Origin of the sequence: Microbacterium keratanolyticum, from assembly GCF_016907255.1 — a bacterium.
GTDB classification, from domain to species: domain Bacteria; phylum Actinomycetota; class Actinomycetes; order Actinomycetales; family Microbacteriaceae; genus Microbacterium; species Microbacterium keratanolyticum.
In genome coordinates this window covers 1,703,638-1,722,880 of record NZ_JAFBBQ010000001.1, presented here as the reverse complement: position 1 = coordinate 1,722,880, position 19,243 = coordinate 1,703,638, and the positions used below count along the sequence as shown (strand labels likewise).

Below are 19,243 nucleotides of genomic sequence, written 5' to 3'. Positions count from 1 at the left end.
TCCCGCGGCGCGTGCACGACAGATCCCCCTTGTGACGGATGCTGCGCGCCGCGCCCTGCCCGTACGGTGGAAACATGTCCCTATCGTCTGCGCCTCTCGTGCCGCGCATCCCGACCCCGCGGGATCATCGCCTGGACGGCATTCTCGCGGGCGTGGTGTTCGTCGGCGCGATGCTCAGTGCCGGGCTCAGCTCCATCGCGGAGGTGTACGGCGATGAGCAGGGGCCGCTGTGGGCGGCTCCGATCTATGCGCTCGCGATCTCGGCGCCGCTCGCCGTGCGCCGCCGGTGGCCGGCGGTTGTCGCCGTCGTCGTCGCCGTCGCGTACTTCGCCGCGGTCACGCTGCGCATTCCCGAGATCTATGTGGGCAACATCGCCATGTTCATCGGCCTGTACACGGCGGGCGCCTGGATGAACGACCGGATGCGCGCGATGATCGTGCGCATCGCCATCATCGTGGGGATGTTCATCTGGCTCATCGTCACGATGTTCCGTGACGCGCTCACCAACGCGGATGAGATGGACATCGCCGCGGGGCTGTTCTCCCCCTACATCGCTTTCATGCTGATCAATGTCCTGACGAACGTGCTGTACTTCGGCGGCGCCTATTACTTCGGCGAGCGCAGTTGGGCGTCCGCGCAGCAGCGCGCTGTTCTGGAGCAGCGCACCGCCGATCTGGAGCGCGAGCGCGAGCTGACGGCAGCACAGGCGGTCGCTCTCGACCGGGTGCGCATTGCACGCGAGCTGCACGATGTGGTCGCGCATCACGTCTCGGTGATGGGTGTGCAGGCAGGTGCTGCGCGAATGGTGCTGGATCAGGACCCCGAAGAGACGAGGCGCATTCTCCGGGGCGTGGAGGATTCGGCACGGACCGCGATCGGTGAGCTGCGGCATCTGCTCGAGACCTTGCGCACTCCGGACTCGGAGACTGACGAGGCAGGCTCGACGGTGAGCCTGGATGACATCCCGGATCTGATCGCTGCTTCCGAGCAGGCGGGGCTCCCGACGAGCTACACCGTCGTCGGTGATCCCACGCCGATCCCTTCCCTCACCGCGGTGAACCTCTACCGCATCGCGCAGGAGTCGCTGACGAATGCGCGGCGCCACGCCGGGCCCCATGCGACTGCGGATGTGAGGGTGCGCTTCGGCGGAGACGATGTCGAGCTGGAGATCGTGAGCACGGGACGGCGGGTGACGGTGCTGCGCCCCGGCCTGGGACTCGTCGGCATGCGTGAGCGCGCCCTGGCATCTGGAGGCACGATCGAGCTGACGCCGCGCGAGCACGGTGGCTTCCGCGTGCGGGCGACGGTTCCACTGCGCGATGGCACGGCGGCGAACGCCCTGACCCCGGCCTCTGACCCGACGGGATCCGCCTCATGACGCTCCGCGTTCTGCTCGTCGACGATCACGCGATGCTGCGCGCCGGGTTCCGCACGATCATCGATTCCCAGCCCGACATGACGGTGATCGGCGAGGCCGCGACCGGCGCGGAGGCGGTGTCTGCCGCATCCGCTCTGCAGCCGGACGTCATCACGATGGACGTGCAGATGCCCGACATGGACGGCATCGAGGCGACCCGCCGCATCGTCGCGGATGCGAACGTCACCGCGGCGATCGCGATCGTCACGACCTTCGATCACGATGACTACCTGTTCTCCGCACTCGACGCCGGCGCCAGCGGATTCCTCCTGAAGAACGCGACACCGGAGGAGCTCGTCACGGCCGTGCGCGCACTCGGCGCTGGCGACGGGATCCTCGCCCCCGAGGTCACCCGACGCGTACTGCAGCGCTTCACCGCACCGGTGGGAACGCCGATGGCGGGTGCGGTGCGTGCCGCATCCGGCTCCCCCTCTTCGGTGCTCGCAGAGCCCCTGACCGAGCGGGAAGCCGAGGTCCTGCGGCTCATGGCGGAGGCACGGAGCAACGCCGAGATCGCGGCCGCTCTCTTCATCGGCGAGGCGACGGTGAAGACGCATGTGTCCCGCGTGCTGCAGAAGCTCGGAGCCCGTGACCGCGTGCAGGCCATCGTGCTCGCCCTGCGACACGGGATCGCCTGAACGATTCCCTCTCGGCGTCGGGGCGCAGTCTGCACCCGGCTCCTTCGTCAGAGCGCCCCGCGTGTCAACCCCGTCGTGCACTCGAGCGCCCCCGCCTAGCGTGGCTGCGGCCGCGTGAACCGTCGGCAACGATGAGGAGAGCACCGATGTCTGATCACACCACCCCACCCGAAGATGACGAGATGACCCGAGCTGAGAAGCGCCGCGATCAGCTCACCACGGCGCCGAATGCCACCGAGGAGGATGCTGCCCCGCGGATCACGGTCAGCAGGCATGACGGCAACACCCGCATCGACATCGCACCCGACGCCGAGGTGCGTCCCGGCCCTGGCCCCGGTGCGCCGGGTGCCGATGCGGACACCGTCACCCCGTGAATACGGCGGATGCCCCGAAGACTGTGTCTTCGGGGCATCCGCCGTGTGCTGTTCGGACCGAACTCAGACCAGCTGCAGCGCCGCGTGCGAGCGCGAGATGTGCAGGTTGAAGGCCTCCAGCCATGCCGTGAGGAACTCTGCGGTGCCCGCGTTGGTCACGTCGCCGTCCTCGGTGATGAGGCCGGGGGTGATGTGGATGAAGCCCTCGGGCTGACCCATCGTCAGCGCGTTGTAGTGACCGAGGATCGCGCGGAGGTGCTGCTGCGCAGCCGCCGTGCCGACGCCGCCGATCGAGCCGCCGATCACGGCGACGGGCTTCTCGTTGAACGAGCCCTGGCCCCAGGGGCGGGCCGACCAGTCGAGAGCGTTCTTCAGGACACCGGGGATCGAGCGGCTGTACTCGGGGGTGATGATGAGGACGCCATCGACGTCGGCGATGGCCTGCTTGAAGTCGCGGGCGACCTGCGGGTAGTCGGCGTCCTGGTCGGGCGAGTAGAAGCCGAGGTCCTTGATCGGGATCTCGACGAGCGTCGTGCCCTCCGGTGCGAGCTTCTCCAGCGCGGTGGCGAGGCTGCGGTTGATGGAGGTGCTGGAGATGCTGCCGACGATGTAGCCGATGGTGCGAGTCACAGGGATTTCCTTTGTGCGTCTGGGACGAGGTCAGCAGGGAAAACGTCACCTGCTCGAGATCTATTCCCACGAATACAAAATCTTTTCCGTCGGCACTACTCTCGGTCTCGATGACGAACTCCTCTGCGAAGACGCGAGCACCGCTGTCGCGCCCCATCATCGCGGGGGTGGTGACCGCCCTCGTGGGTTTCACCAGCTCGTTCGCGGTCGTGCTCACGGGACTCGCCGCCGTCGGGGCCACCCCGGGCCAGGCCGCCAGCGGCCTGCTCGCGCTGAGTCTCACGATGGGCATCGCCTGCATCGTGCTCGCTACGCGCTACCGGATGCCGATCACGGTCGCCTGGTCGACGCCGGGAGCCGCGCTCCTCGCCGCCACGGGACTCGTCGAGGGCGGATGGCCCGCCGCCGTCGGCGCATTCCTCGTCGTGGCGGCGCTCATTCTGCTCACCGCGCTCGTGCCGCAGATCGGCGCGCTGATCGCGTCCATCCCGGCGTCCATCGCCCAGGCCATGCTCGCCGGGGTGCTGCTGCCGCTGTGTCTCGCGCCGGTCACTGGGCTCGCCCTGAATCCGTGGGGCGTCGCACCGGTCGCGATCACCTGGCTGATCTTCGCGCGCCTCGCGCCCCGCTGGGCGGTGCCGTTCGCGTTCGTCGCCGCGACCGTGGTCGTCATCATCGGCGTCGTCACCTCCGGCAAGACGGTCGATCCTGCGCTCCTCATCCCGCAGCTCGAGTGGACGGCACCCACCTTCACGCTGGGCGCGGTCATCGGCATCGCCCTGCCGTTGTTCGTCGTGACGATGGCGTCGCAGAACGTGCCGGGCATCGCGATCATGCGTAGCTACGGGTACGAGGTGCCGTGGCGTCCGGCGATGCTCGTGACGGGACTCGGCACTGCCGCGGGCGCCGCCGCCGGAGGTCACGCGATCAACCTCGCGGCGATCAGCGCAGCGCTGGCCGCAGCCCCCGAGGCGGATCCCGACCCGAGGCGGCGGTGGGTCGCCGGGCTCTCCACGGGGATCTCCTACGTTCTGCTCGGCGGATGCGCGGCCGCCTCCGCCGCACTCGTCCTGCTCGCGCCGCCCGCCGTCATCCCGGCGGTCGCCGGCATCGCCCTGTTCGCCGCGTTCGGCTCATCCGTGCAGCAGGCGATCGACGACCCCGGCGAGCGCATCCCCGCTGTGGTGACGTTGCTGGTGGCGGCATCCGGCGTCGCGGTCCTCGGTATCAGCGCGGCGTTCTGGGCGATCGTGGCCGGGCTGCTCGTGCGGGGCGTCCTGCATCTCGGGCGGCGCTGACCCGCCTTCAAGGAGCGATGTTCACCTTCAAATCGTCGAAACCAGGGTGAACATCGCTCCTCGAACGCGAGGGGAGACTCCACCGCGGGGATGACCCGTGAGAATCCGCCGCGCGGGGGATGTCCGCCGTGCGGCGGATTCGTACCGTGGAGGTATGACAACAGGGCAGCTGAACCTCTCCGGCATCACCAAGAGCTACGGCTCGCGGCGCGTGCTCGATGACATCACCTTCCCGGTCGCTCCTGGCCGCCTGACGGGCTTCGTCGGCGGCAACGGCGCCGGCAAGACCACGACCATGCGCATCATCCTGGGCGTGCTGTCCGCCGATGGCGGCAGCGTCACGCTGAACGGCCAGGAGATCACGACCGCCGACCGCCGCCGCTTCGGCTATATGCCCGAAGAGCGCGGGCTGTACCCGAAGATGAAGGTGCTTGAGCAGGTCGCCTATCTGGCCCGCCTCCACGGCTTCTCGAAGGCGGATGCCACGGCGCGCGCGACCGCGCTGCTGACCGAGCTCGGCCTGGGTGAGCGCCTGGATTCGCTGATCGAGTCGCTGTCGCTGGGCAACCAGCAGCGCGCGCAGATCGCCGCGGCGCTCGTGCACGAACCGGAAGTGCTCATCCTCGATGAGCCGTTCTCCGGTCTCGACCCACTCGCCGTCGATGTCGTCGCCGGCGTCCTGCAGGCGCGTGCCGCACAGGGCGTGTCGATCCTGTTCTCGTCACACCAGCTCGATGTCGTCGAACGCCTCTGCGACGATCTCGTCATCATCGCAGGCGGCACGATCCGTGCATCGGGCTCACGCGACGCCCTCCGCGCACAGTACTCGGCACCCCGCTATGAACTCGTCTCCGCCGGAGACGCGGGCTGGCTCCGCGCTGAGCCCGGCGTCACGGTTGTGGACTTCGAGGGCGGATCGGCCGTCTTCGACGTCGACAGCCCCGACACTGCTCAGCGCGTGCTGCGCTCCGCGGTCGATCGCGGCGGCGTGAACAGCTTCGCCCCGCAGCATCCGACTCTTGCCCAGATCTTCAAGGAGGTCATCCAGTGAGCACCCCCACCCGCACTCCGGTGCGCGAGACGTCCGCGGTCTGGCTGGTCGCCGAGCGTGAGATCGGATCGAAGCTGCGCAGCAAGGCGTTCATGATCTCGACCGGGATCATGATGTTGATCGCCCTCGCCGGTGTCCTCTTCGGCGGCTTCACCGCGAAGAACCCCGACCCGACGTCGATCGCGGTGACCTCCGAGACCGTTGCTGTCGCCGAGGCGATGCAGAACACGAAGATCACCGAGGTCGCGGATGCGGCCGCCGCGGAGGAACTGGTGCGCAACGGCGACGTGAGCGTGGCTCTCGTCCCGAGCGATGACCCGACCTTCGGCTACAGCGCCGTCTTCCTCGACGGTGTCTCCAACTCGCTGCTCATGCAGCTCGCGAAGGTTCCGTCTGTCGACATCCTCGAGCCGGCGACGACGGATGGGATGCTGCGCTACTTCATCGCCATCGCCTTCGGCATTGTCTTCCTGATCGCGGCGTCGACGTTCGGTGGCACGATCGCGCAGAGCGTCGTCGAAGAGAAGCAGACGCGCGTCGTCGAGCTGCTGATCTCGGCGATCCCCGCCCGCACGCTCCTGGCCGGCAAGGTGCTCGGCAACACGGTGCTCGCGATGGGGCAGATCCTGCTGCTCGCTGCCATCGCCGTCGTCGGACTCTCGGTGACGGGGCAGAGCGAGGTGCTGTCGTTCCTCGGCGCACCGATCCTGTGGTTCGCCGTGTTCTTCCTCTTCGGGTTCATCCTGCTGGCGGCGCTGTTCGCTGCGGCCGCCGCGATGGTCTCGCGTCAGGAGGACATCGGATCGACGACCATGCCGATCACGATGCTCGTGATGTTGCCGTACTTCCTCGTCATCTTCTTCAACGACAACCCGCTGGTCATGACGATCCTGTCGTACGTGCCGTTCTCGGCGCCCGTGGGCATGCCGATGCGCCTGTTCGTCGGAGAGGCGCAGTGGTGGGAGCCGCTCGTGTCGCTCGTCATCCTGCTCATCAGCTGCGGCGTCGCCATCGCGATCGGCGCGAAGATCTACGAGAACTCGCTGCTGCGCATGGGCGGCCGCGTGAAGCTCAAGGAGGCCCTGCGAGGCTGAGGTTCCGCATCAGTGAAGCGCCCGTCAGGTTTCGACCGGCGGGCGCTTCCTGTGTGATGCTTCTCGTCACCGTCGGGACCACGACGGCACGACGCGGGTGGATGCTCCGCGATCAGCGCGTCCGAGGCTCCCGCTTCGGCAGGGCGCCGGCGAGAAGCAGCGCCACGATTCCCGCGATCGGCGCGATGAGCAGGCCCGCGCGCAGCGACTCGTTGTCGGCGATGAACCCGACGATGGGTGGCGACAACAGGAATCCGAGGCGCAGCAGCCACGAGACGATCGTGAGGCCGACACCCGCGCGGAGTCCTGGGAGCTCGTCCGCCGCGTGCATCGCCGCGGGGATCAGGGTGGCGATGCCGAAACCGACGACTGCGAAGCCTGCGATCGTGCCCGGAATCGAGGGGAAGGCGAGCGCGAGCCCCATGCCGACCGCGGCGATCAATCCTCCGACGCGTGCGACCGCGCGGGCACCGAAACGGTCGGTCATGGGGTCGCCGAGCATGCGTCCCACGAACTGCGCGCCGACGAGGGCGATGAACCCGATCGGCGCGATAGCCGCAGGAGCTCCGAGGGATTCGGCGAGGTAGATCGTCGCCCAGGAGTTGCCGGCGTCCTCAGCGATGCCGCCGGCCATCGCGACGAGGGTGAGCGCGGCGAGCATCAGGATGATTCGAGGACTCACGCCGCGGCGCGGCGGGGTGAGCGCTTCGGGGACGTCAGCGACAGCATCCGCCTCGTCCTTGCCCGGCAGGCAGAAGCGCAGCGCGAGCAGCGCAACCGTCGCGAACACCGCCGTCGAGATGCCGAGATGCACGGCCACGGGCAGGCCGAGGGCGATCGCCGCTGCGCCCATGACGCCGCCGATGACCGCTCCGATCGACCAGATCGCGTGGAAGAAGTTGATGATCGAACGCCCGTAGCGCTTCTGCACCCGCAGGCCATGGGCATTCTGCGCGACGTCGGTGATGGCATCGCTCGCCCCCGCCAGCAGCAGCGCGAGGGCGAAGAGCAACGCCGAGGGTGCGAGGCCCGCGGCGAGGAAGCCGAGGCTCGTGAGGGTCGTGCCGAACACGGCGACGCGCGCCGATCCGAAACGCCGGATGATCACCGCCGCAGCAAGACCTGCGACGATCGCGCCCGCAGGGAGCGCCGCCACCGAGAGTCCGAACGTCGCGTTGTCGAGGCCGAGCGCGGCTTTGATCTCGGGGTACCGCGGCAGCAGGTTCGCGAACAGAGCACCGTTCGTGAGGAAGAGCGCGGCGACCGCGAGCCGGGCTCGGCGGGCGGCGGCATCCGGGGTCACACGGGCGTCGGCGGTTGTGGAGTCACCCGAGGCATTCATCCGGACAATCCTGTCACGCGTTGCGGACCGGTCAGCTCGCCTTCTCGGCACACGGCACGCACATCGTCGCCATCGGGCGCACTTCCAGCCGCCCGGTCGGAATCGGCTGGCCGCAGCGGATGCACCTGCCGTAGGTGCCGTCGTCGATGCGGCCGAGTGCGGCGAGAACTTCGGCGAGTTCGGCCTTCATCGAGCGCTGCAGCCCGTCGAGCTTCTGCCACTCCCCCGACAGCGTCGTCCCCTCGGGGTCGTGCTCGTCGTCGGCCGTCGCGTCGGCGCGGTCATGGCGGATGCTGGCCTCGTCACGCTCCAGCCGCGCGAGAAGCTCTTCGAGCTCGGCGCGACGCGCATCGAGCAGAGCGCGGAAGCGGGCAGTGTCCATGCCCTTCATCCTGCCCTCCGCCGGGATGATCAGGGCCGTTCGCAGGAGAGTTCCGTCGGTTCTGGTGCCGGATAGCCGACGAAAGGCTCCTTTCGCCGGGGCGGCGCGGCGCGGGCGGGACGGCGGGTGGGGCGGCGCGGCCGGCACAGCGAGGCCCGCGGGCGCGCCCGCTCAGCGCGCCGAGCAGAGCGCTTCCCGAAGCCGTGAGGACTCGTCCTCGGGCATCCGATACTCGTGCTCAGGTGCCGGGTATGAACCTTCGCGCACCTCATGCGCGTAGGCCGCCACACCATCGACCATCGCGCCGCGTAGATCGGCATAGCGCTTGACGAACTTCGCGGCCGGGCCGTCATAGATGCCGAGCAGGTCGTGGAACACGAGCACCTGCCCGTCGACACTCGCGCCCGCGCCGATGCCGATCACCGGGATCTCCAGCGCAGCCACGATCATCTCTGCGACCTCGCTCGGCACGGCCTCGATCACGAGCAGCGAGCATCCGGCCGCCTGCAAGGCGAGTGCCTCATCGCGCAGGGCGAGAGCCGCCTCGGCCGTGCGTCCCTGCGCACGATATCCGCCGAGGGCGGCCACCGACTGTGGGGTGAGCCCGACGTGACCGACGACCGGGATGCCCGCGTGCACGAGAGCTCGTGCTCGATCGACGCTGGTTCCGCCGCGTTCGATCTTGACGAGGTCGCATCCGGCCTCTTTGACGAAGCGCTGCGCGGTCGCGATCACCAACTCATCGGACGCCTCGTACGAGCCGAACGGCAGATCGCCGACGAGCAGTGGCCGGGAGAGGCCGCGACGCACCGCCCTGGTGAGCATGATCATCTCGTCGACCGTGACGGGAACGGTGCTGTCGTAGCCGAGCACCGTCATCGCGGCCGAGTCGCCGACCAGAACGACGTCCACGCCCGCCGCTTCGACGATCTGCGCACTCGGGTGGTCGTAGGCCGTGATCATGACGATCGGCTCGCGAGCCGCCTTCTTCGCCGCCAGGTCGGTGAGGGCGACGCGTGTCGTCGGGGCGGCGTGCGCGCTCATGCGGTGGCCTCGGTCAGCAGCGCGTCGACCACGTCATCGACCTGGATGATGCTGTTCGACCGGTCGACGTGCACGACCCGCGGCTCGTAGGTCACGAGGTCTTCGCGTGAGTAGTCGGCATAGGAGATGACGATGATCGTGTCGCCGGAGTGCACAAGTCGGGCAGCGGCGCCGTTGACCTGCATGACGCCCGAGCCGCGCTCTCCCGCGATCGTGTACGTCTCGAAGCGGGCGCCGTTGTCGACATCGACGACGTGCACCTGCTCATGCACCAGGATGTCGGCGGCATCGAGCAGGTCGGGGTCGATCGTGATCGAGCCGACGTAGTGCAGATCGCTGCCCGTGATCGTCGCGCGGTGGATCTTCGACTTCAGCATGGTGCGTCGCATCAGGCGTCGCCTCTCCCGTGGGTTGCGTGCAGAACGTGGTTGTCGATCAGCCGCGCGGCGCCGATGTGCGCGGCGACGGCCAGGAGCGCGTCGCCCTCGACGGTGGGCACGGGCTGCAGCGTGTTGGCGTCGCGCAGTTCGAGGTATTCCGGCGTGATTCCGGCGTCGGCGAGCATGCTGCGCGCCGCATCCACGATTCGCACACCGTCGCGCTCCCCCGCGAGATGCAGCGCGGCGGCGGCGTCGAGCGCACGGTTCAGTGCGGTGGCCTGCACGCGGGCCGCGTCGTCGAGGTACACGTTGCGGGAGCTCATGGCGAGACCGTCGGCTTCCCGCACGATCGGGCAAGCCTCGATCCGCACGTCGAGGTCGAGGTCGCGCACGACGCGGCGCACGACGAGAACCTGTTGGGCATCCTTCTGCCCGAAGTACGCGACGTCGGGGCGCACGATACCGAACAGCTTCGTCACAACTGTGGCGACGCCGTCGAAGTGGTGGGGCCCGCGGGATTCACCGTCGAGCACGTCGGTGATGCCCGCCACATGGATGCTCGTCGCGAAGCCGTCGGGGTAGATCTCGGCCGCATCCGGGGCGAAGAGGATGTCGACGCCCGCAGCCTTGGCGAGTGCGGCATCGCGCGCCTCATCGCGCGGATACGTGCTGAGGTCTTCGTTCGCGCCGAACTGCGTCGGATTGACGAACAGCGAGACAACGACAAGGTCGTTGCCCTCGCGCGCACGCCGCATGAGCGAGAGGTGGCCCTCGTGGAAGGCACCCATCGTCGGGACGAGGCCGACGCTCTCGCCGCGGTCGCGAGCGGCGACGACGGCCCCGCGTACCTCGGCGATCGTGCGGAGGATTCTCATGCTGCCGTCTCCCTGTCTGTGGGCGGATGCTGCGCGGAGCGCGCCGCGATCGTGCGCGTCGCCGCCGCAAGTGCGTCGAAGAGATCGCCGAGGTCGGCGGAGGCGGATGCTGCGCGCTGCCGCGCCACCGTCTCCTCGTCGCCGCGGGCGATCGGCCCCGTCAGCGCCTGCGTGGCGCCGGCGCTACGCCAGTTCTCAACCGTCTGCAGGATGAGAGGGGCAAGAAGCTCCCGCGAACCGCGGACGCCACTCGCTCCGGCGAGCTGTTCCGCTGCGTCGAGCACGGTGAGCACGAAGTTCGAGGCGAAGGACGCGGCTGCGTGATACTCGCCGCGTCGCGCGTCGTCGAGCGGGAACGCCCGGGCGCCGAGGGCTGTGGCGATGTCGGCGGCCAGGTGCTCATCCGCTGACGTGCGGCCGGCGACCGCCGCACCGATGCCGCGGAAGGCATCGGGCCCTTCGACGCCGGTAAAGGTCTGCAGCGGGTGAAGCCGGAAGTCCACGGCATCGAGCGAGGTCGCCCCCGAGAGGTGGCCGACCCGGCGCGCGAAACCGTGGGCGGCAGCGGCAGCATCCGCAATCGCCGCATCGGGCACCGCAAGAAGCGCGATGTCAGCGCGCACTGTCTCACCGCGGCCGAGAGGTCCGTGCACGGTGAAACCGGCCGCGCGCAGCGCTGGGGCGAGGACAGTTCCGAGGCGCCCTGCGCCGATCACCGCAAACGTCGTTTCGGGGCCGAGCGCGTGCGATCTGGTCATGACGATTCCGGTCGGAGAGGGACGGCGGGACGCCACGAGTATCTGCCTCGAGAGGCATCCGCTCCAAATCAGAGAGCAGAACGCTGTGCAACAAGACCACTCTGCATAACTAAATGATCATGCGCGACGCTCGATCTTGAGCAGAATGATTTCGACGCTATCGGGCGCCCGCATCTTCCAACACGATGCGTGCATGTCGTCGGATCACTTCGAAGGGCGAATCGAGTGCGGCGCGTGCGGTGTCGGCTTCCGCCGGAGTAATCGCGCAGTACCCGCTTCCCGGTGCGAGCTCCGCGAGCATCTCCTCCGCCAGCGCGGGGTCGGTGGCGAGCGCTTCCTCAAGTGGCGTGTAGTCGAGGGGAATGTGCGTGACGGCATGGTCGCGGAATGACGTCAACGGTGCCGCGAGCGCACGCCGCAGCACCGGTTGCGGCACCCGCGCGCCTTCCGCCAGCACCACGTCGAGACGCCCGAGCCGCGCCAGCGCAGCCGCCGCCCAGGCGCGATCCGGCTCCGAGAGCTTCTTGCCCTTCATCACAGTCGTGAGCGCCTCGATCACAGAATCGTCGGCGATGCCGGTGTCGGCGAGCACCTTCGCCCAGCGCCAGCGGTCACGAGAGCGGGGCATCCGCTCGACGGCGACGGCCGCAGCGTCCGGGCCGAGCTGCACCAGCAGGCGCACCGCATCCTCACCCGACACCGCCCCCGGGACGAATGCGTCGATGATCCCACCGAGCGCGACGGCCCGCTCCCGCGGCGGGAGGGCGGCAAGCCGTGCCAGCTCCTGTGCTTCCTCGTCGAGTTCCGGGAAGTGCGCGCGCACCTGTGCCGGGGTGAGGCTCAGCGGGATGAGCTCCCAGGCCTCATCCATCGCGACGGCGATGAAGCTCTTCTCGACAAGACCTTCGGCGACGAGTGATCCGCGCGCCTTCTTTGCCGCCTTCGCGAACGCACGCAGGAAGCGATCGTAGGCCTTCTCCCAGTGGGCGTCATCACCCGCGACGGCATGTGCTTCGACCTTCGCGACCCACGCGTCGTCTTGCTCGGAGGGATCGAGCTGCACGCTCCAATCGGCCGGGCTCCACCGCAGGTCATCGGGCGAGAAGCGCGACTCCGCAGTGATCGCGACGAGGTCTTCTTCCGTGGCGATCGCCAGCGCGGGCCAGGCGACCACTCCGCCGGTCTCCCCGTAGAAGACGTGGAACGCTGCGCCATAGATGTGATCGCCCGGATGCCGCGCTGCGTGATCCCGCACGGATTCCGTGAGGCGGTCGAGGATATGCGCGTCGAGCGCCTTCCAGTCAAGGGCGGACGTCTTTGCGGGCATGCGGTTCCTCCGGGTGGCGACGGGCATCAGCGTAGCGCTGTGTTGCGACATCCGGCATCCGCCCCGACCGCCGGTCGGGGGTGCAGCTTCTCTTCCCCCTCTGGTCCCAGAAACACCGCCTTCTGTCCTCTGCGGGGCAGAGTACTTGGGACCGCTCCGACCCCATGCCGGCACCACCGTTTTCTCCACATCACGCACCTTCGCAGACTTATCCCGTGTTCGTGAGCCCTCATCCGCTCGGGTGACGAGCATCGCAGAGGGTAGTGGGCATGACACGACCTCCCCTCCTGTCCGATCAGATCTCTGCTGATGCCGCAGTGCCGGAATCCTCTCCTGTCGGGCGTTCTGCCCCTCGGCGTCTGCATAAGCACCTCGCCGTGGCGGCGTTCGTCGGCGCATGGATCGGCGCTGTCTTCGCCATCGTGCCGGGTTCCGCATGGCTCTCTTTGGTCGTGTTCGCGCTCACACTCCCGCTCTCGCTCGTGGCGATGCGGAAGAAGGCGCAGGGAGGAACAGCGTTCGGTGTCGCGGCCATGGCCATCTCGATTCTTGGTTGCGCGGTGGCGATCACGCTCTTGCTGGGCACTCTCCAGCCGGATCCGCTGACGGAGCTCGAGGCTCAGCAGCTGCGTGAGGAGCTTCTCTCCCCTCCTGGGAAAGATGCAGCGCCAGAGCGCTCGCCCAAAAAACTGCCGCCCCTGCAGCCCGCTTCGCCTCCGCTCCTCACGTTCGCCGAGGCAGGGTTCGGGCGCGACCCGCTCACCGGAGAGTGGTGGTACGCGTTCATCGTGGAGAACGGCGATGTCGGGCAGACGCATGTTGACACTCCAATCACCGCCGTGGCACTTGGCGCAGACCAGGCCCCGCTGCAGTCCGAGCTGCTCAGCTTGTCTTTCGAACCTGGGCGCACCGTTGTCGCGGGCTTCTTCACCGACGTACGAGACTCCGATGTCGTCTCGATCGACTCCGTGATCAGCACTCCCCCCTTCTCCGTATCGGGCCCTGGCACCCAGTTACTCGCGGTCGGCAACGTCTCCGAGACCATCGACTCTCAGGGCATCGCTGCGGTGAAGGGCGATGTGACGAACCTGACTGATTCTCCGCTCGAGCACGTCGCCGTGACAGCGGTTGCCTACGACACCGACGGGACCATCCTCGGCTTCGCAAGGGTGGGGCTCGAAGCCCTGACTGCGAATGAAACGCGTGCGATCGAAGCGCGATTCGCCCACGCCCTGCCGACAGGTGCAACGTTCGAAGTGTTCGCTCAGCAGGAGTGACGAGTGTGTCGATTCACCTCACCGGTCGCGCGCGACGAGGTCGCCAACTCTGTTGAGAAGCGCCTCGAAGGCGAGCGGGAGCGCAGAGGTGGTGTCGTAGGCCGCGCGCTCCCGTGCGGCGCGATCTTCTCGGCGTAGCGTTGGGCATTCGGCATCCGCAACCCCCTGTGCCGCGCGCCGAACCCGACCTACTCTCGGATCATGGTCGATCTCTCCCAGCCCACCGGCGCCGAAAACGAACTGCGCGCGCTCCCACGGCCCGATGGCTCAGCGCCGCGTGCGCTTGTGCTCGGAGCGACGGGCTACATCGGCGGGCGGCTCACACCGCGACTGCTGAACGCCGGCTACCGAGTGCGGGTGCTCGCTCGGGATCGGGTGCGCGCAGCATCCTTCCCCTGGGGTGCCGAGTGCGAGATCGTCGAGGGCTCGGCAGACGACGCGGATGCTGTCGCGAAAGCCACGGATGACGTGGATGTCGTCTACTACCTGATCCACTCGATGAGCGCGGGCAAGGGATTTGAAGAAGCGGATGAGCACGCCGCGCGCACTGTCGCGGAAGCCGCCCGCCGCGCTGAGGTCGGTCGAATCGTCTACCTCGGAGGCCTGCATCCGGATGACGCGAAGCTCTCGGCGCACCTGAGTTCGCGGGTGCATGTCGGCGACATCTTCTTGCAGTCGGGGGTGCCGACGCTCGTGCTGCAGGCCGGTGTCGTGATCGGGTCGGGGTCGGCGTCGTTCGAGATGATCCGGCATCTGACCGAGGTACTCCCGTACATGCCGGCGCCGAAGTGGGTGCGCAATCGGATCCAGCCGATCGCCGTGCGTGACGTGCTGCACTATCTGCTCGGGGCTGCGCGGGTTGACCCTTCGGTGAATCGGGCGGTCGATATCGGCGGGCCAGATGTGCTGCGCTACGGGCAGATGATGAACGGCTACGCCGTCGAGGCGGGGCTGCCGCAGCGCGCGATCGCGGCACTGCCGGTGCTGACACCCGGTCTCGCTTCGCACTGGGTGAACCTGGTGACGCCGGTGCCGCGGTCGATCGCCCGGCCGCTGGTGGCCTCGCTGCAGAACGAGTGCGTCGTGAAGGATCGCTCGGTGGATGCGCTGATCCCGCCGCCCGCGGACGGGCTGACGCCCTATCGCCGTGCCGTCGCACTGGCGCTGGGTCGCGTCGATGCGGACTCGGTGGAGACGAGTTGGCAGGATGCGGAGGTGTTCGGTGTACCCAGTGACCCTCTGCCGAGCGACCCGGACTGGGCCGGACGGACCGTGTTCACCGACGAGCGTTCGGTGAAGACGTCCGCGTCGGTCGAGGAACTGTGGCAGGTGATCCAGGGCATCGGCGGTTCGAACGGCTGGTACTCGTCGCCGCTGCTGTGGGCGCTGCGCGGGTGGATGGACCGCCTCGTCGGCGGCGTCGGCCTGCAGCGCGGCCGCCGCAGTCGTGCGGGCGCACGGGTCGGCGATGCGATCGACTTCTGGCGCGTCGAGGCGGTCGATGAGACGGATGCTGGGCGGCTGTTGCGCCTGCGCGCGGAGATGAAGGTTCCCGGAGATGCGTGGTTGGAGCTGCGGGCGGTTCCGGATACTGAGGGCGCGCGGTACGAGCAGCGGGCAGTGTTCTTCCCGCGGGGGCTGGCCGGGAGGCTGTACTGGTTGGCGGTGCTGCCGTTCCACGGGTTCATCTTTGCGGGAATGGCCGCAAGGATTGCTGCTGCAGCGGAGGCGTTGAAGGAGGAGCAGGCGTTTGTGGAGCCGGGGTGAACTCGCCGCCTTCATGCCCGCCCCATCCCACCACCTGTTCAGTGGCCCCAAGAACACCGTCGCCGGGGGCACCACGGCGGAGAATCGGGACCACTCGACGTCGACGTCTTCGGGAACCGGGAGCCCCAACCACCCCTGGACCACGTGGGCTCAGGGGACTCTCGCCCGAGCGCTTGAGCCGCGGCAGATCACCACCTCGTAGACTCGCAGCGAGTCTCACGCAAGGAGCACGATGGAGAAGGAACTTAAGACCGCAGAACGCGCACGAGTCGCTCTGGAGCATCTCGCGGAGGTCGCACCAGACGGCACGTATGTGCCCATCGCAGACATCTGGCCCGCTGCCGAGGCACGCGTTCCGCTGACTCCCCACGAGAGCGAGGCGAACACACGCGGATTGCGTCGAGGCGACACGAACTGGCGCTTCGCGAGTTCCGAGTTCGTCGGAGCAGGGTGGCTATCGAAGAATCCGTCGGGCCTGGGCGAGTGGGCGATTACTCCCGCAGGAGCCGCTGCACTCGCTCAGCACCCCGGCAATGAACTCCTTGCGGAGGCCGCTCGCATCACCTCAGCGGAGAAAGAACGACGACGAGACGAGATCGAGCGGGCACTGCCCGAGCGGTGGGTCACGGATGACCGCGCGCAGCGTCGGCTCCTGTCCGCTGCGGATGTCATCGTCGACGAGTGCCTGCGAAAGGGACTCTCTGCGTTCGCACCTGGGCGCGAGGTGTGGACGCCGACGAACATCCAGGCCCTGCACGTCTTGTGGGAAGCCGCCGAAAAGGTCGAAGGGCAAGGCTTCAACGAGAATCTGGAGCGTCAGCTCGGTCCCGCCACCGACGATCAGAAGCTCTTGATGGCGGAGATCCTTGCCTTTCAGCTCCTGCCGATCGCCAAAGTCATTGGTCACGCGAAGAAACGCGCGCGAGTGGAGTCCGCGTTGAACGTGATGCGACACCCCGTAGCGATCCCCCGCGTTTTCGACACTGCCTTCACGGGCGGAGCGTTCAACCCGGGCCAAGGGATGCTGTCGCACGTCAACCACGCGATCACCGTGATCCTCGACATCCTGCTCGCCTGGTCGAAGCTCAGTGAAGACGAGCAGCAGACGGCGCTCGACGATCCTCTGGCGTGGCGAGAGATCGTATTCGGCGACGGCGCCGGGTTCCCCACCCAGCGATATGCGCTCTTGTACCTGGTTCATCCCGGCTTCTTCGGCCCGATCGTCTCGCCCGACCACCGCGAGCGCATCCGCGAGGTGTTCGTCGGCGAGATCGGCGGTGAGTTCTCCGCCGACGCGGATGCCGACCTGCAAGCCATTGCGATCGCACTGCAGGTGAAGGAAGGCAAACCGATCGACTTCTACGGGGAGCTCGAGCAGCGGTGGAAGGGCGAGGACGCACCGGCCCCTGACGCGGGCGATACGTCCAAGACGCTGGCACGCGATGAGCCCGAGACTTCTCACCCCCGTGGATTCATGCCTTCCGAGGTGAGCGCATCCGCGCTTGCCAGCGCCACGCATCTTCATGAGGTCTGGCTGAACAAGGTCGTGAATGCGCTTCACCGCCGCGGTCAGGTCATTCTGTATGGCCCACCCGGAACAGGAAAGACCTACGTGGCCCGTGCGATTGCGGAGAGTCTGAACAAGCCAGGCAGCGTCATCAAGCGCATCCAGTTCCACCCCTCCTACACCTATGAGGACTTCTTCGCCGGCTACCGGCCGGTCACCGACGGCTCAGGGCAGCTCTCGTTCTCGCTCACGCGCGGACCGCTGCGTGAGATCGCAGACGAGGCACGGAAGAATCCCGACGTCCCGCACGTGCTGATGATCGACGAGATCAATCGCGCCAACCTCAGCAAGGTGTTCGGAGAGCTGTACTACCTGCTCGAATACCGCGATGACGCCATCGACGTGCTGTACGCGGGATCGGGCGACGACGGCGGGAAGTCGTTCAGCCTGCCTCCGAACGTGCTGGTGATCGGAACGATGAACACCGCGGATCGTTCTATTGCGCTGCTCGACTCGGCGATGCGCCGCCGGTTCTCGTTCTTCGAACTTCATCCCGATGTTGAGCCGGTTCAAGGAATCCTCACGCGGTGGTCCACCAAGCACCCGCAGTCACTGCCCGTGGCGGCGCTCTTCGAACAGCTGAATGAGAGCATCCGTGATCGAGAAGACCGCATCGGTCCGAGCCATCTGCTCCGAGCTGAGGACCTGACGCACGACGATCTCGATGCCATTTGGGAAGAGAGCATCCTGCCACTGCTGGAAGAACGACACATCGGGACGGGCGTCGACGTGCATAAGAAGTACGGTCTCACCGGCTTGATGAAGGCGCTCCAGTCAGATCCGCCCGCATCGTCATCATGACCCTCGCGACGGCGCATCGCCACGTGGAGATCACGGAGAAGGGCGAGTCGTTCGTTTCTCTGACGTCTTCTCAGGCGGCGCGCTTGCAGGAGTTGAGGTTCTGCCGCGTCTCACCCACGACAACTCCGGATGTCTGGCGCATCACCGACGTCACCCGCATTGGTGTGGTCGCAATCGATGATGTCCGCTTGTTCATCCGTCCGAAGACGGAGCTGCAGAGCTTGATCTTCATGGCGTCGTATGCGGGCGGCCAAGCTTCGGTTCACGACGACTCGTTTGCTTTCGACAGCGAGAACGACGTGCCTGCCGCGTTGGCAGCTGCACTCGTTCACGAAGTCGGAGTTGCAACACGGCGCGGCCTATTGAAGGGGTATGTGTCTGTCGCCGATACCGGGACGGTGATCCGCGGGCGATGGGACATCGCTCGCCAACTCAAAGTCCGCCCTGGCATTCCCTCGCCGGTGGAGCTCACATATGACGACTTCACGGAAGACGTCATTGAGAATCAACTGCTCAAGGCAGCACTGCGTCGCTTGTTGCGGCTTGAACAGCTATCGCCGACCCTTCGCGGGCACGTAAGCACTTCACTGGCCCTGTTCGTCGACGTTTCGGATCTTACGTACCAGCGGAGCGTGCCGGTTCCTGCCGAGTCGCGGTTGAACGCGCACTATCGCCCAGCGCTCTGGTTGGCGCGGTGGATCCTCGAGGCAACATCGTGGGCGCACGCGCTCGGCACGAGCAGCGGCTCAACGTTCCTCTTGAACGCGGCGCTTGTCTATGAGGAATTCGTCGGACGCTGCCTTCGGGACGTCCTCGAACCGGAGGGGTTCGACGTCGACCTTCAGGTATCAGACTGGCGGCTCGACGTGGACGGGAAGGTTCACCTGCGCCCCGACATCGTGATCTCCAGGGACGGGGCCATCGTCGCCGTTGCCGATACGAAGTACAAGGTGTGGGGAGCGACAGGTGCCTCACCCCCGAATGCGGACGTGTACCAGGCACTTGCGTACGCGATCACGGCGGGAGTCTCGGAAGCGCATCTGCTTTACGTCTCTGGAGATGTCGAGCCGCAGCAATACGAAATTGCGGCCACGGGAACAACAGTTGTGGCGCATACGATGGAACTGAGCGGCGGGCCGAGTGAGTTGGTTTTCCGGCTTCGAGACGTCGCCGAAGACCTACTCTCACACACAAACGCAATTGAATGACCAGAACTACCT

General features: G+C 67.3%; 18 protein-coding genes. 10 read left to right on the top strand and 8 right to left on the bottom strand.

Features of this window, described 5'->3' with window-relative positions; all coding sequences use genetic code 11:
• The first annotated feature begins 74 nt into the window (after positions 1 to 74).
• The 3 genes from JOD62_RS08200 to JOD62_RS08190 all read left to right on the top strand — a co-directional run bounded on the left by JOD62_RS08200 (position 75) and on the right by JOD62_RS08190 (position 2,430).
• A complete protein-coding gene (locus JOD62_RS08200; protein WP_204938801.1) occupies positions 75 to 1,379 on the top strand; it encodes a sensor histidine kinase in 1,305 nt (434 codons plus the stop codon).
• Positions 1,376 to 2,056: a response regulator gene (locus tag JOD62_RS08195; protein ID WP_204938800.1), complete on the top strand. Its 681-nt coding sequence runs from the start codon at positions 1,376 to 1,378 to the stop codon at positions 2,054 to 2,056. Before JOD62_RS08200 ends, JOD62_RS08195 begins: the two co-directional genes overlap by 4 nt.
• Positions 2,057 to 2,202: 146 nt before the next feature.
• Positions 2,203 to 2,430 (top strand): multidrug transporter, encoded by a 228-nt coding sequence (locus JOD62_RS08190; protein WP_204938799.1) that lies wholly within the window; start codon positions 2,203 to 2,205, stop codon positions 2,428 to 2,430.
• A gap of 63 nt (positions 2,431 to 2,493) precedes the next feature.
• Here the strand turns inward: JOD62_RS08190 and JOD62_RS08185 are convergent, their stop codons facing one another.
• The gene (locus JOD62_RS08185) at positions 2,494 to 3,066 is read right to left on the bottom strand and encodes an NADPH-dependent FMN reductase (RefSeq protein ID WP_378790004.1); all 573 of its coding nucleotides are present in this window, start codon (positions 3,064 to 3,066) and stop codon (positions 2,494 to 2,496) included.
• A 104-nt stretch (positions 3,067 to 3,170) separates the two neighbouring features.
• Between JOD62_RS08185 and JOD62_RS08180 the strand changes: the two genes are divergently transcribed.
• The 3 genes from JOD62_RS08180 to JOD62_RS08170 all read left to right on the top strand — a co-directional run bounded on the left by JOD62_RS08180 (position 3,171) and on the right by JOD62_RS08170 (position 6,503).
• The gene (locus tag JOD62_RS08180; protein WP_204938797.1) at positions 3,171 to 4,358 is read left to right on the top strand and encodes a benzoate/H(+) symporter BenE family transporter; all 1,188 of its coding nucleotides are present in this window, start codon (positions 3,171 to 3,173) and stop codon (positions 4,356 to 4,358) included.
• 154 nt (positions 4,359 to 4,512) lie between these two features.
• Positions 4,513 to 5,409 carry an ABC transporter ATP-binding protein gene (locus JOD62_RS08175; RefSeq protein WP_204938796.1) on the top strand — a complete coding sequence of 299 codons (897 nt, stop codon included), beginning with the start codon at positions 4,513 to 4,515 and terminating at the stop codon, positions 5,407 to 5,409.
• Positions 5,406 to 6,503, top strand: a complete 1,098-nt coding sequence (locus JOD62_RS08170) for an ABC transporter permease (RefSeq protein ID WP_204938795.1) — start codon at positions 5,406 to 5,408, stop codon at positions 6,501 to 6,503. The genes JOD62_RS08175 and JOD62_RS08170 overlap by 4 nt, the downstream gene beginning before the upstream one ends.
• A 112-nt stretch (positions 6,504 to 6,615) precedes the next feature.
• Here JOD62_RS08170 and JOD62_RS08165 read toward each other — a convergent pair whose 3' ends face one another.
• The 7 genes from JOD62_RS08165 to JOD62_RS08135 all read right to left on the bottom strand — a co-directional run bounded on the left by JOD62_RS08165 (position 6,616) and on the right by JOD62_RS08135 (position 12,611).
• Entirely contained in the window at positions 6,616 to 7,845 is a 1,230-nt protein-coding gene (locus JOD62_RS08165) for an MFS transporter (protein WP_204938794.1), read from the bottom strand.
• Between the two features lie 31 nt (positions 7,846 to 7,876).
• Positions 7,877 to 8,227 (bottom strand): TraR/DksA family transcriptional regulator, encoded by a 351-nt coding sequence (locus tag JOD62_RS08160; RefSeq protein ID WP_204938793.1) that lies wholly within the window; start codon positions 8,225 to 8,227, stop codon positions 7,877 to 7,879.
• Positions 8,228 to 8,398: 171 nt separating this feature from the next.
• Complete coding sequence (gene panB / locus JOD62_RS08155; RefSeq protein WP_204938792.1) at positions 8,399 to 9,271, bottom strand: 3-methyl-2-oxobutanoate hydroxymethyltransferase; 873 nt, start codon at positions 9,269 to 9,271, stop codon at positions 8,399 to 8,401.
• Positions 9,268 to 9,660, bottom strand: coding sequence for an aspartate 1-decarboxylase (gene panD, locus JOD62_RS08150; protein ID WP_204938791.1), 393 nt, complete (start codon positions 9,658 to 9,660; stop codon positions 9,268 to 9,270). The genes panB and panD overlap by 4 nt, the downstream gene beginning before the upstream one ends.
• On the bottom strand, positions 9,660 to 10,526 hold the full coding sequence (panC, locus tag JOD62_RS08145; RefSeq protein WP_204938790.1) for a pantoate--beta-alanine ligase: 867 nt from the start codon (positions 10,524 to 10,526) through the stop codon (positions 9,660 to 9,662). The genes panD and panC overlap by 1 nt, the downstream gene beginning before the upstream one ends.
• Positions 10,523 to 11,284, bottom strand: coding sequence for a DUF2520 domain-containing protein (locus JOD62_RS08140; RefSeq protein ID WP_204938789.1), 762 nt, complete (start codon positions 11,282 to 11,284; stop codon positions 10,523 to 10,525). Before JOD62_RS08140 ends, panC begins: the two co-directional genes overlap by 4 nt.
• A gap of 157 nt (positions 11,285 to 11,441) precedes the next feature.
• Positions 11,442 to 12,611: a DUF4303 domain-containing protein gene (locus JOD62_RS08135; protein ID WP_204938788.1), complete on the bottom strand. Its 1,170-nt coding sequence runs from the start codon at positions 12,609 to 12,611 to the stop codon at positions 11,442 to 11,444.
• A 269-nt stretch (positions 12,612 to 12,880) separates the two neighbouring features.
• Between JOD62_RS08135 and JOD62_RS08130 the strand changes: the two genes are divergently transcribed.
• From JOD62_RS08130 to JOD62_RS08115, 4 genes are all read left to right on the top strand, one after another.
• Positions 12,881 to 13,888, top strand: coding sequence for an FxLYD domain-containing protein (locus JOD62_RS08130; protein ID WP_204938787.1), 1,008 nt, complete (start codon positions 12,881 to 12,883; stop codon positions 13,886 to 13,888).
• A 201-nt stretch (positions 13,889 to 14,089) separates the two neighbouring features.
• Positions 14,090 to 15,655: an SDR family oxidoreductase gene (locus JOD62_RS08125; RefSeq protein WP_204938786.1), complete on the top strand. Its 1,566-nt coding sequence runs from the start codon at positions 14,090 to 14,092 to the stop codon at positions 15,653 to 15,655.
• 232 nt (positions 15,656 to 15,887) lie between these two features.
• Positions 15,888 to 18,023 carry an McrB family protein gene (locus tag JOD62_RS08120; RefSeq protein ID WP_204938785.1) on the top strand — a complete coding sequence of 712 codons (2,136 nt, stop codon included), beginning with the start codon at positions 15,888 to 15,890 and terminating at the stop codon, positions 18,021 to 18,023.
• Positions 18,020 to 19,231, top strand: a complete 1,212-nt coding sequence (locus JOD62_RS08115; RefSeq protein WP_204938784.1) for an McrC family protein — start codon at positions 18,020 to 18,022, stop codon at positions 19,229 to 19,231. Before JOD62_RS08120 ends, JOD62_RS08115 begins: the two co-directional genes overlap by 4 nt.
• The last annotated feature ends 12 nt before the right edge of the window (positions 19,232 to 19,243 follow it).